This is a genomic window from Sorangium sp. So ce1153, assembly GCF_051521595.1.
In the GTDB taxonomy this organism is placed as follows: domain Bacteria; phylum Myxococcota_A; class Polyangia; order Polyangiales; family Polyangiaceae; genus Sorangium.
The window spans coordinates 7,156,349-7,169,444 of sequence record NZ_CP150361.1 but is presented as its reverse complement, the minus strand read 5'-3'; the positions used below and the strand labels follow the sequence as shown (position 1 = coordinate 7,169,444).

Here is a 13,096-nt window from a genome sequence, read left to right as displayed (position 1 = left end):
CTCGGGTCTACTCGGGCGCGGCCCTGCCTACGATGTCCGCTGCGCTCGGCAAGTCGGCCTCTCGCGCCGCGGGCGGCTCCTTTCCGGAGAGGGACCGGCCGCTGCCGCCCACGATGAATGCCGCCCAGTAGTAGGGGTGCAGGTGCTGGCGCGCCATGGCGAGCTGCACTTCGCGCAGCGCGTCGCTGCGCCCCTCGCCGGCGGAGAGCCGACCGTAGTAGGCCTTCATGAGCGCCTGGGTCTCCTGATCGGCGACCTTCCACAGACTCATGATCTGACTGTCGGCCCCGGCGAGCACGAGCGCGCGCCGCAGGCCGTAGACGCCCTCGCCCCGGGAGAGCGCGCCGAGCCCCGTGTCGCACGCCGACAGCACGACGAGCCTGGTCCCCCACAGGTCCAGGCCCGCGACCTCGAGAGCGGTGAGCACGCCGTCCTCGTTGCCGCTGTGTCGCAGGTTGGCGCCTGCGAGCGCCAGGCCCGAGCGCAGCAGCGGGTTCTCTGGCAAGGGCGGCAGCACTCCGGGTTGCAGCAGGGTCAGGAACGGCCGGACCTCGCGGGGCGGGGGGTGCTGCACTTTGCTCTTCCCGGACCAACGATTTCGATCGGTTGCAGACCGGAGTGCAGCAGCACTGCGGGACGCGTGCGGTGCCGCGCCTGCCCCGGCCAGGAAGAAGCCGTGGGTGGCCAGGTGCACGATGGAGGGGCCCGCGAGCGCCTTGACGGCGTCCTCGGTCGCGTCTTTTTCGAGCAGCAGGCGTGCGTCGGGCAAGAGTTCCTTCACCGCGCGCGCCTCTGGCTCGGTCCACCGAAGTGGGCCGAACTTCATTGCACCCATGGCGTCCGAGCGACGCCCCGGGGTCGCGCCGGCCGGCGCGGCGCCACCCTCGTCGTAGGCCGGGCTGCCGATGACCAGCGGCGACGAGCGCGGGCTCTCGGTCTGGGTGACTTCGAGGCGGAGAAGGTCTCGGCCGCTGGTCAGGTAAGTGAAGCGATAACGCGCGAGCAGGAACTGCCCGCGCTCGTCGACCAGCGCCGCGAAGGGAAGGAGATTGAGCTCTCCATCCGGCGATAGGTACACCTCTCGCGCCTCGCCCAGGAGCTGCCTTACCGGCTGCATGACCTTCTCGTCGAGCTCGCGCGCCACCTCGACGTAGCGTGGATCGGCCGCGCTCAGCGCCGCGCGCGCTCGATCGACCAGCGCATCGATGGGCGCGGTGGGGCCCAGCTCCACCCAGCGTGGCTCGCCGGTCCGGTGCAGCACATAAGCGACGTAGTGCGAGGCGCCAGACCGGTGGCCGGGTTTCGCGTGCGGATCAAAGGGCTGAAACAGCGCGATCTCGACGAGCGCGGCGTCCGGACCGAGCGCGGCTTGTATGCCCTCGATGGTGACGCTCCGGCGCTCCGCGGCCAGGGCCTTGTACCGTATCGCGAGGTCCTGCTCGAGCACCTCGGTGTCCACCCGCAGCTTGGTGAGCGCGTCGCTGTGATGACTCACGTCCTCGCCGGGCGCGGGTCCGCGCAGCGTGCGCGTCGCCAGCTCGCTCGCGAGCCTTGTCAGCTCGGCCAGCTTCGCCTGGTCCTCGGGCCGGCCGCGCGCGCGGAGCTGCGCGAGCATGTCGGTCATGGCGTCGAGGACGCGGCCCTTGCGCTGCAATAGGACGGTGAGCGCGAGCCGGGCGGCGTCGGCGCGGTCGGGCAGGGCGCGGACGTGAAGGGAGACGGTCGCGTCGGTCTCGTCTTCCACCGTCCGCACGAACGCGTGCTTTTGCCGCTCGTTGCTGGTGGCAAGGACCGAGGTCAGGACCCTCTCGTGGATTTCAGTGGCGCGCTGCATCAACGGAAGCGACCGTGTGGGTGCTGCGCTCGCCCAATGCAAATCGGCCAGGTTGTTGAGGCTGCGGGCCAGGTCGGGGTGCTCCGGCCCGAGGGCCTTCTCCCAGGTGGCCAGCGCGCGACGGTAGAGCGGCTCGGCCGCCGTGTAGTCGCCTTTCACTTGGAGCAAAAAAGCCAGGCTGTTGAGGCTCTCAGCCACGTCGCGATGCTCCGGCCCGAGCGCCTTCTCGCGGATGGCCAGCGCGCGGCGGTAGAGCGGCTCGGCCGCCGCGTAGTCGCCTTCCTCACTGAGCAACCCGGCCAGGTTGTTGAGGCTGGTGGCCACGTTGGGATGCTCGGGCCCGAGCGCCTTCTCGCGGATGGCCAGAGCGCGACGGTAGAGCGGCTCGGCCGCCGCGTAGTCGCCTTCCTCACTGAGCAACACGGCCAGGTTGTCGAGGCTCTGGGCCACGTCGGGATGCTCGGGCCCGAGCGCCTTCTCCCGGATGGCCAGAGCGCGACGGCAGAGCGGCTCGGCCGCCGCGTAGTCGCCTTTCTCACTGAGCAACCCGGCCAGGTTGTTGAGGCTGATGGCCACCTCAGGATGCTCGGGCCCGAGCGCCTTCTCCCAGATGGCCAGAGAGCGACGGTAGAGCGGCTCGGCCGCCGCGTAGTCGCCCTTCGCTCGGAGCAACCCGGCGAGGTTGTTGAGGCTCCTGGCCACCTCAGGATGGTCAGGTCCGAGCGCCTTCTCCCAGATGGCCAGATAGCGACGGTAGAGCGGCTCGGCCGCCGCGTAGTCGCCTTTCTCACTGAGCAACACAGCCAGGTTGTTGAGGCTGGCGGCCACGTCGGGATGCTCGGGCCCGAGCGCCTTCTCCCGGATGGCCAGAGCGCGACGGTAGAGCGGCTCGGCCGCCGCGTAGTCGCCTTTGTCATTGAGCAACCCGGCGAGGTTGTTGAGGCTCCTGGCCACCTCAGGATGGTCAGGTCCGAGCGCCTTCTCCACGATGGCCAGAGAGCGACGGTAGAGCGGCTCGGCCGCCGCGTAGTCGCCTTTCTTATTGAGCAACCCGGCCAGGTTGCCGAGGCTCCTGGCCACCTCAGGATGGTCAGGTCCGAGCACCTTCTCCCAGATGGCCAGAGAGCGACGGTAGAGCGGCTCGGCCGCCGCGTAGTCGCCTTTCGCCTCGAGCAACCCGGCCAGGTTGTTGAGGCTGGCGGCCACGTGGGGATGCTCGGGCCCGAGCGCCTTCTCCCGGATCGCCAGAGAGCGACGGTAGAGCGGCTCGGCCGCCGCGTAGTCGCCTTTCGCTTCGAGCAACCCGGCCAGGTTGTCGAGGCTGATGGCCACGTTGGGATGCTCGGGCCCGAGCGCCTTCTCCCAGATGGCCAGAGCGCGACGGCAGAGCGGCTCGGCCGCCGCGTAGTCGCCTTTCGCTTCGAGCAACTCAGCCAGGTTGCTGAGGCTGGCGGCCACGTCGGGGTGCTCGGGCCCGAGCGCCTTCTCCCAGATAGTCAGAGCCCGGCGGAAGAGCGGCTCGGCCGCAGCGTAGTCGCCCTTCGCATAGAACAACGCGGCCAGGTCGTTGAGGCTCTGAGCCACGTCGGGATGCTCGGCCCCGAGTGCCTTCTCGCGGATGGCCAGAGCGCGGTGGTAGAGCGGCTCGGCCGCAGCGTAGTCGCCCTTCGCTTGGAGCAACCCGGCGAGGCTGTTGAGGCTCTGAGCCACGTCGGGATGCTCCGGCCCGAGGGCCTGCTCTCGGAGCTCGAGCGCCCGCCGTGCGAGGGGGAGAGCCTCGTCGTATCGGCCGGCCCGCTCGAGCTCGACGATGCGGGCATTCAGCCGTGCTGCCTCTTCGAGCGGCCCGTTCGGCGCCGTGGCTGCGTCCAGATTCGGCGTCTGCTCCCGCGCCTCGACCAGTGGATGCGCCGCGACGATCGGCGCTGAAGATCGCGTTGCGCGTGTTTTCGACAACCACTTCATCTCACCGCTCTCCTCCCTCAGCTTCGAGCCGGGCGAGCGCTGTCACGTTGGCGAACAGCGCTGCCCGGGTGCGGCCCCGTCGCGACGGGCTGGCGTCTACTCCGGCGCGGCCCGCCCCACGATGTCCACTGCCGTCGGCAAGTCGGCCTCTCGCACGGAGGGCGGCTCCTTTCCGGAGAGGGACCTGCCGCTGCCGCCCACGATGAAGGCGGCCCAGTAGTAGGGATGCAGGTGCTGGCGCGCCATGGCGAGCTGCACTTCGCGCAGGGCGTCGCTGCGCCCGTCGCCGGCGGAGAGCCGACCGTAGTAGGCCTTCATGAGCGCCTGGGTCTCCCTGTCGGCGACCTTCCACAGACTCATGATCTGGCTGTCGGCCCCGGCGAGCACGAGCGCGCGCCGCAGGCCGTAGACGCCCTCGCCCCGGGAGAGCGCGCCGATGCCCGTGTCGCACGCCGAGAGCACGACGAGCCTGGTGCCCCACAGGTCGAGGCCCGCGACCTCGAGTGCGGTGAGCACGCCGTCGTCGCCGCCGCTGTGTCGCTGGTTTGCGCCTGCGAGCGCGATACCCGAGCGCAAGAGCGGGTTCTCTGGCAAGGGCGGCAGCGCTCCGGGCTGGAGGAGTATCAGGAAAGGCCGGGCCTCGCGGGACGCGGGCGGTGCCGCGGGGTCCTGCGCCAGGAAGAAGCCGTGGGTGGCCATGTGCACGATGGCGGGGCCGGCGAGCGCCTTGACGGCGGCCTCGGTGGCGTCCTTTTCGAGCAGCAGGCGAGCGTCTGGCAAGAGCTCTTTGACGGCGCGCGCCTCTGGCTCGGTCCATCGGAGTGGGCCGAAGCGCACGGCGCCCATGGCGTCCGAGCGGCGTCCCGAGGTCGCGCCGGCCGGCGCGCCGCTGCCCTCGTCGTCGTAGGCGGGATTGCCGATGACCAGCGGCGACGAGCGCGGGCTCTCGGCCCGGGTGACCTCGAGGCGGAGCAGGTCGCGGCCGCTGGTGAGGTAGGTGAAGCGATAGCGCGCGAGCAGGAACTGCCCGCGCTCGTCGACGAGCGCCGCGAAGGGCACGAGGTTGAGCGCTCCGTCCGGCGCCAGGTACACCTCGCGCGCGTCGCCAAGGAGCTGCCTTACCGGCCGCATGACCTTCTCGTCGAGCGCGCGCGCCGCCTCGGCGTACCGCGGATCGGCCGCGCTCAGCGCCGCGCGCGCTTGAGCGACGAGCGCATCGATGGGGGCGGACGGGCCGAGCTCCACCCAGCTCGGATCGCCGCTCCGGTGCAGCACATAGGCGACATAGTGCGGGGCGCCAAACGTGCGGCCCGGCTTCGCGTGCGGATCGTCTTGATGAAACAGCGCGAGCTCGGCGAGCGCGGCGTCCGGACCGAGCGCCGCTTGCACGGCCTCGAGGGTAACGGCGCGGCGCTCGGCGGCCAGCGCCGTGTACCGTGTCGCCAGGTCTCGCTCGAGCACCTCGATGTCCGCCCGCAGCTTGGCGAGCGCGTCGCCGTGATGGCTCACGTCCTCGCCGGGCGCAGGTCCGCGCAGCGAGCGCGTTGCCAGCTCTCCCCTGAGGCCTACGACCTCGGCCAGCTTCGCCTGGTCCTCCGGCCGGCCGCGCGCGCGGAGCTGCGCGAGCATGTCGGTCATGGCGTCGAGGACGCGGCCCTTGCGCTGCAATAGGACGGTGAGCGCGAGCCGGGCGGCGTCGGCGCGGGTGGGCAGCGCGCGGACGTGAAGGGAAACGGTCATGTCGGTCTCGTGGCTTACTGCCCACACAACGGCGTGCTTCTGTCGCTCGCTGCCGGCGGCAAGAACCGCGGCTAGGACCCGCTCGTGGATCGCTGTCGCCTGCTTCATCAGGGGGAGTGCCCGCGTCGGCGCGGCGCTCGCCCAGAGCAACCCGGCCAGGTTGTTGAGGCCGATGGCGACGTCAGGATGCTCAGGCCCGAGCGCCTTCTCTTGGATGGCCAGAGCGCGACGGTGAAGCGGCTCGGCTGCCGTGTAGTCACCTTTTGCACGGAGCAATAACGCCAGGTTGTTAAGCGATAAGGCCACGTTGGGATGCTCGGGCCCGAGCGCCTTCTCTTGGATGGCCAGAGTGCGACGGAAGAGCGGCTCGGCCGCCGCATAGTCGCCATTGTATAAGAGCAACAAGGCCAGGCTGTTGAGGCTGATCGCCACGTCATGATGGTCGGGGCCGAGGGACTTTTCTCGGATGGCCAGAGCGCGACGGAAGAGCGGCTCGGCCGTTGAAGGGTCGCCCTTCGTATCGAGCAATCGGGCCAGCCCGTCGAGGCTGAAGGCCACGTCGGGATGCTCGGGTCCGAGGGACTTCTCCCGGATGGCCAGAGCGCGACGGAAGAGCGGCTCGGCCGCCGAATAGTCGCCTTTCATCTCGAGCAACCCTGCCAGATTGTTAATTGTGGTGGCTACATCGGGATGGTCGGCCCCGAGCGCCTTCTCTCCGATGGCCAGAGCGCGGCGGAAGAGCGGCTCGCCGGCCACATAATCGCCCTTCGCATCGAGCAATAAGGCCAGGTTGTTGAGGGTGGTGGCCACGTCGGGATGCTCGGGTCCGAGGGACTTCTCCCGGATGGCCAGAGCGCGACGGAAGAGCGGCTCGGCCGCCGCATAGTCGCCTTTCATCTCGAGCACCCCTGCCAGGTTGTCGAGGGTGGCCGCTACGTCATGATGGTCGGGCCCGAGCGCCTTCTCCCTGATGGCCAGAGCGCGGCGGTGGAGCGACTCAGCCGCTGCATAATCGCCTTTCTCCCGGAGCAAGAGAGCCAGGTTGTCGAGGCTTTCTGCCACGTAGGGATGCTCGTGGCCGAGCGCCTTTCCCCGGATGGCCAGAGCGCGACGTAAGAGCTGTTCGGCCGCCGCATAGTCGCCTTTTATTTCGAGTAACTCTGCCAGGTTACTGAGGGTGGTGGCCACGTAGGGATGCTCGTTGCCGAGCGCCTTCTCCTCGATGGCCAGAGCCCGGCGGAAGAGCTGTTCGGCCGCCGCATAGTCGCCTTTCACCGCGAGCAGCCCTGCCAGATTGTTGAGTGTGTTGGCCACGCGGGGATGCTCATGGCCGAGCGCCTTCTCCCCGATGGCCAGAGCCCCGCGGAAGAGCTGTTCGGCCGCCGCATAGTCGCCTTTCGCCTCGAGCAAGGAGGCCAGGCTGTCGAGGCTCTGGGCCACGGCGGGATGGTCGCGCCCGAACGCCTTCTCCAGGATGGCCAGAGCGCGGCGGAAGAGCGGCTCGGCCGCCGCGTAGTCGCCTTTCGCCTGGAGCAGCCCTGCCAGGTTGTGGAGACTGTAAGCCACATGGGGATGCTCGGGCCCGAGCGCCTTCTCCCGGATGGCCAGAGCCCGGCGGCAGAGCTGTTCGGCCGCCGCGTAGTCGCCTTTGGCCTTGAGCAATAAGGTAAGGCTATTGAGGGTGGTGGCAACGTCGGGATGCTCTGGCCCGAGCGCCTTCTCCCGGATGGCGAGAGCGCGGCGGTAGAGCGGCTCGGCCGCCGCGTAGTCGCCTTTCGTCTGGAGCAGCCAGGCCAGGTTGTTGAGGCTCTGGGCCACGTGGGGATGCTCGGATCCGAGCGCCCTTTCTCGCAGCCCGAGCGCCCTCCGGGCGAGGGGTATGGCCTCGTCGTATCGGCCGGCCTGCTCGAGCTCGACGACGCGGCGATTCAGCTGCTCTGCCTCTTCGAGCGGCCCCTGCGCCGCCGCGTCCTGCATCGGCGTCTGCGCCCGCCCCTCGACCCGCGGATGCGCGGCCACCGGCGCTGCGAAGCGTGTTGTACGTGCCCTCGAGAACGCCGTCATCTCACCGCTCCTCATCCCTCAGCGTCGAGCCGGGCGAGCGCCATGGCACCGGCGCCGGCCGCCGCGTCGCACCCGCTCCGGTGCGGCGCCACGTAGCTTCGCTCCTTGAATGTGATCCTCCCTGCGTCCCACTCTCTCTGCTTGGCCACTTCCTTCACGTCGTGGCGGATGCCGAAATGCCCGAATCCACTGCGAGTGAACCCCCGTTGATGCCGTTCGGTAATCAGCTTGAGCTCAGAATGCTCTGAACGCTCCGTATGTGCGCCGCATGCTGGTAACCGTGTGCAAGATAGCCGGGGCGTCAAGTGGGCACTCCTTGCTCCTCCCGCGGCCGGCTTCTCCAGCCTGGAAACTGGCACAAAACGGTCCGGCGTCTGCCCGAAACTTGACCTGTGGGTCCTGCTCTTTATCGATCCATCATCGGCTGTGTGCGCGAGCGAGCGCGCCCCGGCCGTGGAGGAGGGGAAGGAACATGGATATGACAGGAACCGCCGAAGCCATCTGCTACGATCGGACACTGCCGCTCGAGCTGGAAGACGAGGCAAAACGGGTCGCCGTGCAGGAAAATCCGGCGAACTACGTGGATCCGAGCGTCAGCCTCAGCGACCCGAACATCGACCCCTCGGAGCGCATCGCGCTCATCGCGAACAAGCGGTGGCGCCCCGGCAAGATCCTGAAGATCCGCTTCCTCGACGGCTCCGCCACGATGCAGTCGAAGGTCGTCCAGCACGCCACGGAATGGACCCAGTACGCCAACATCCAGTTCCAGTTCGATAACTCGACGTACGCGGAGATCCGCATCTCGTTCTACGCCGATCGGGGCTCGTGGTCGGCGCTCGGCACCGACGCCCTGCTGCAACGCGCCTTCCCGCTCAACCAGCCCACGATGAACTTCGGCTGGCTCCGCGACAACACCAGCGAAGAAGAGTCCTCGCGCGTCGTCCTCCACGAGTTCGGTCACGCCCTCGGCGCCATCCACGAGCACCAGAACCCGCAGGGCGGCATCGTGTGGAACGAGGAGGCCGTCTACAGGTATTTCTCCGGTCCCCCGAACTACTGGACCCCGGAGCAGATCCGATTCAACGTCCTCGATAAGTACTCGCAGGACATCCTCCTGGGCACCACGTTCGATCCCGAATCGATCATGCTCTACAACCTGCCCCCCTCGCTCACGCGCGGCCCCATGCGGCTGACGGGGCGATCGAACACCAGGCTGTCGCAGATGGACATCGACTTCATCAAGGTCGCCTATCCCAGGTGACCTCGGCGCGGTCGCGCGCGCACCGAACGCGTGCCGCGCGCGATCCGCGGCGAGCACCCATGACGAGCACATGAAGGGCCGGGGCGCCACGAGGGGCCGGCCTCACGTCCGCTGTTCCTGGAGGGAACGATGGAGAGCCAACCGGACCACGAACACGACGTTGCGGCGAGCAGCGCTCCGGACACGAGCCCGACCTTCCGGGCGCTGCTCATCGGCGTCGACTTCTACTTCCCGAACCGCCTCCCGAACGGCGCCAGCTACGAGACGCTGAGAGGCTGCGTGAACGACATCCGCCGCGTCGAGGAGATGCTGAAAGCCCGGATCACCGGGCCGCTCGAGATCACGAAGCTCGTCGCGCCCGACACCGGGGCCGGCAGGCCCGCCGGGCCGGGGAGCGCCTGGCCCACGTACGCCAACGTGCAGGCGGCGCTCGATGGGCTCCTCGCCCGGACCCGGCCGGGCGACCAGGTGTACATCCACTACTCCGGCCACGGGGGCCGCGTCCGCACGAAGTTCCCCGACCTGAAGGGGCCCGACGGGTACGACGAGACGCTCGTGCCCACCGACATCGGGGAGGTCTCGACGCGCAACCTGCGCGATGTCCATCTCGCATATTACCTCGACGCGCTCGCGACGAAGAACCAGGCGATCGTGACGGTGGTGCTCGACAGCTGCCATTCCGGCGGCGCGACGCGCGGGATCGACGTCGCGCCGCGGTGCGCGACGGGCGCCCGCGCCGGGGTCGATCCCACGCTCGACACAACGGAGCGCCCGACGGACGGCGTGGCCTCCGAGGACGAGCTCCGCGCAGCGTGGAGGCGGCTCGCGGGGACCGGCGTCACGGCGCGCGCAGCCGCCGCCACGAGCTGGCTCCCCGCGTCCAGCGACTACGTGCTCCTCGCGGCGTGCCGCGACATCGAGTCGGCGCTGGAAGCCAGCGTCGAGGGCGCTCCGCGGGGCGGCGTGATGACGGCGGCCTTCCTCGACGCGCTGGCACAGCTCCGCGCCGACCAGACCTGGAAGACGGTCCACGAGCGCGTGCTCGCCTGGGTACACAGCCGTTACCCGCAGCAGACCCCCCAGCTCCTCGGCAGGGGCGAGCGGCAGGTCCTCGGCGTCGAGCTCCGGCCCGTCGCGCACACGGTGACGGTCAGCGACATCGACGCCCCGAAACAGCGGGTGAAGCTCCGCGCCGGCCACGCGACGGGGACCGCCCTGGGCAGCAGATTCGGCCTCTACCGCGCCGGAACGACCGACTTCACGGAGGCCGACAAGCGCGTCGGCGCCGCCACCGTCACCGAGGTGATGGCCACGCAGAGCTGGGCCGCCCTCGACGGGGGCACCAAGATCGACGCGGTCGAGCTGGGCGCCCCCGCGCGCCTCGAGGACGTGGGGTCCCTCGCGCTGCAGCACACGGTCAACCTCGTCCGCCGGGATGACCTGCCGCCCGGGCTCGATCAGGATCGGGCGCTCACCGCCGTGCGGGCCGCGATCGAGACGAGAGGGCGTGGCTTTCTCGAGATCCATGGTAGCGGGACGCCGGATTACCAGGTCGCCATCAACAGCGGTGCCCAGTACGAGATCTGGGACCCGAGTGGAACGCCGATGCCCAACGTGGGAGCGGTGGACGTCGGCGCTCCGGAGGCCGCCGAGCTGGTGGTCGATCGCCTGATGCACATCCTCCGGTACCAGACCGTCATGAAGCTCAACAACCCGTCGTCGGGGATCGAGGAGGCGCTCCGCGTCGAGCTCCGCGCTCCCCCGCCAGCGTGGTCGCCGGGCGACTGGATCGGAGGCGGAACCTTGATCGAGCCGAGCGGCGACGCGTACGTCGTGAAGCCCGACACCCACGTGTTCGTCCACGTGCTGAACGGCAGCGACCGCAAGGTCAACATCGCGGCCATCGACCTCGGAGACGACTGGAGCATCGCCGCCATCGAGCCTCCTGGCCCTTCCTTCGGGAGCTACACCCCCGTGGACGCCAGGAAGGATGTTTGGTTCGCGCTCCGGACCTCTCTGAGCGGCGGGCGCACTTCGGCCCTCGACGTGATCAAGATCTTCGCGACCACCGACGACGCCGACTTCTGGTGGCTCCTGCACCCGTCGATCGACAGGCCGATCACCCGGTCGGCGATGGCGCGGGGCACGGCTGCGCGCGACGCGCTCTTCCGGCTGCGCGAGGCGCTCGACGCGGACCAGAACACGGCGCGCTCGGCGCGCGTCGAGTCCAGCCCGGGCTCCGACTGGACCGTGCGGCAGATCCGCATCCGCACGAGCTAGCCTCGATCCAGACGGGGACGTCCGCAGCCGGCTGGAGCGGCTCGCGCCGGACCACGCGGTGCCCGGCGCTCGCAGGCGGCGACGCCTCGACGCCCGGCGGGCCCCTCACGCTGGCCGAGCGCCTGGGCGGCAGCAGGGCTCGCCTACTTCACCCGGACGCGGCGCCCGGGCAGGAGGCGCCAGAGCGACGGCGGCTGGAACGACAGCAGCCGCCTGGAAAAGGCGCCGACGGCCCGGTACTCCGCGTCGGAGATGAGCGCCAGCTCGACGCTGATCATGAACGCAGCGAACGTCACGAGGCCCATCATCACCGCGATCCCGAGGTGGAACGTGAACGCGCCGGCGAGCGCGAGCCGCCGTGTGCGCCGGTCCAGGACGAACAGGAAAGGGAAGCTGAGCTGGAAGGCGACGGCCGCGTAGGTCAGCGCCGTCACCAGCGCCACGCTTCCGTAAAGGCCCTCGCTGTGGCCGGGCCACGTGAACTCGCCCACCCGGGTGATGTAGTAAAGGGCAGTCCCGTTCTGCCACAGCTCGCCCTGCACCTTGTACAGCCCGGCGATCCCGTAGACAAGACACACCTGGACGGCACAGGCGAGGATCGCCGCGCTGTGCGTCATCATCTTGATCCGCTCGAGGTCCCCGCCGCGCGCCCGCTGCGCGCGGAGCCGGTCCGCGTCGAGCGAGAAGAAGGCGCCGAGCTCGGCGAAGACGCCGTACAGCAGCGCGAGCCGGATGATGTTGTCACCGCCGTCGAGCAGGACCGGGTTCCGCTGATGCAGGGACCAGAGCCAGACGTACGTGAGCAGCGACATGAGCCGCGTGCGGAAGCCGACCACCCAGAGCATCGTGAACAGGATGCCGAGGTGGAAGACGACCTCGAAGTAGAGCGGCGCCCCGCTGAGCACGTAGATCGAGAACGCGCCGGCGCCGCGCGCCTCCTCGAGCGACCGCGCGAAGGGCCACACCCCGTCGGGGCCGTAGAGGTAGTGGCGCTGGAAGTAGTTCGCCAGGTAGAGGTGGAGGATCGTCAGCCCGGCGACGATCCGGAAGAGGCTGGCTCCGATCAGGAAGCGCTCGCGGCTCGCGAGCTCCACGACGCGCTGCCAGCGCGCGTTCAGCTTGCCCAGCATGGCGTTATCTCTCCTCCTGGGCTGCCAGCCGGGAGGCCACGGACCGCTGAAGGCCGTCCTCCGTCGCCACCTTCAGCGGCGCTACCGGCTGGTAAGGAGCCCAGTCAAAATCGTAGTACGTCACCTCGCCCTTCGCGTCGGGCAGGTCGCGCCGGGAGAAGCGCGGGAACTTCAGCACAGCCATGCGCATCCGCACGGCGGTGGTGCGGGTCGGGCCGTAGAGGCTGTCGCAGTGCGCGGAGCCGGCCCGAGCCAGGACGCTGCTGCCCAGCTGAAACCCCTCGTCTTGCTCCTTCTTCACGTCCTTCCGGAGCATGTCGGCGACCTGCTCCTCCGAGGCCTCCGAGCCGCCTCCGCCCGCCTGCGCGCGGGCGCGACGCTCGTCGAGCTTCTTCGCGATCTGCAATGACGTCGGATCGGCGCTGTAGGTCAGGCGTGCCGCGCCCGTCACCGATCGCGCGATGCGCGTCGCGGGGCCCAGCCGGTTCTTCAGGTGAGCTTCCCAGTAGGGAGTCGTGATGTCGGTCCACCCGGTCTCCAGCGTGCCCCCGTCCGGCTGGCGCAGGCGGCAGGCCACCATCAGGACGCGCGTGTCGTTGATGGGATCGGGCGCGAAGAGATGCCAGTTCTGCTGCAGGAGCGGGCTCATGTACCCGTCGATGAGCCGCGCGAAGCGGAGCTTCAGCGGGTTCTGCGGCGTCAGGTAGGCCAGCGTCATCGCGAAGTGGAAGCAGAGCGCCGCGGCGAGCAACGCGGGCGCGGACGTCGAGAGCAGGCGGAGTATACGGCCCATGGTCGGTCCATCCTGGGTTCAGATCCATC

6 protein-coding genes are annotated in these 13,096 nt (G+C 69.4%); 2 read left to right on the top strand and 4 right to left on the bottom strand.

Going from position 1 to position 13,096, the window contains the following annotated elements; translation table 11 throughout:
• Nucleotides 1–7: 7 nt before the first annotated feature.
• Entirely contained in the window at nucleotides 8–3,799 is a 3,792-nt protein-coding gene (locus tag WME85_RS25785) for a tetratricopeptide repeat protein (protein WP_437841988.1), read from the bottom strand.
• A 96-nt stretch (nucleotides 3,800–3,895) separates the two neighbouring features.
• Complete coding sequence (locus WME85_RS25780) at nucleotides 3,896–7,603, bottom strand: tetratricopeptide repeat protein (protein WP_437841987.1); 3,708 nt, start codon at nucleotides 7,601–7,603, stop codon at nucleotides 3,896–3,898.
• A 472-nt stretch (nucleotides 7,604–8,075) separates the two neighbouring features.
• Between WME85_RS25780 and WME85_RS25775 the strand changes: the two genes are divergently transcribed.
• Both WME85_RS25775 and WME85_RS25770 read left to right on the top strand, forming a co-directional pair.
• The gene (locus tag WME85_RS25775) at nucleotides 8,076–8,864 is read left to right on the top strand and encodes a matrixin family metalloprotease (protein ID WP_437841986.1); all 789 of its coding nucleotides are present in this window, start codon (nucleotides 8,076–8,078) and stop codon (nucleotides 8,862–8,864) included.
• A gap of 129 nt (nucleotides 8,865–8,993) precedes the next feature.
• Nucleotides 8,994–11,144 carry a caspase family protein gene (locus tag WME85_RS25770; protein ID WP_437841984.1) on the top strand — a complete coding sequence of 717 codons (2,151 nt, stop codon included), beginning with the start codon at nucleotides 8,994–8,996 and terminating at the stop codon, nucleotides 11,142–11,144.
• A gap of 143 nt (nucleotides 11,145–11,287) precedes the next feature.
• Here WME85_RS25770 and WME85_RS25765 read toward each other — a convergent pair whose 3' ends face one another.
• Both WME85_RS25765 and WME85_RS25760 read right to left on the bottom strand, forming a co-directional pair.
• On the bottom strand, nucleotides 11,288–12,274 hold the full coding sequence (locus WME85_RS25765; RefSeq protein ID WP_437841982.1) for an HTTM domain-containing protein: 987 nt from the start codon (nucleotides 12,272–12,274) through the stop codon (nucleotides 11,288–11,290).
• 4 nt (nucleotides 12,275–12,278) lie between these two features.
• Nucleotides 12,279–13,067 (bottom strand): DUF5819 family protein, encoded by a 789-nt coding sequence (locus tag WME85_RS25760; RefSeq protein ID WP_437841981.1) that lies wholly within the window; start codon nucleotides 13,065–13,067, stop codon nucleotides 12,279–12,281.
• Between the last annotated feature and the right edge of the window lie 29 nt (nucleotides 13,068–13,096).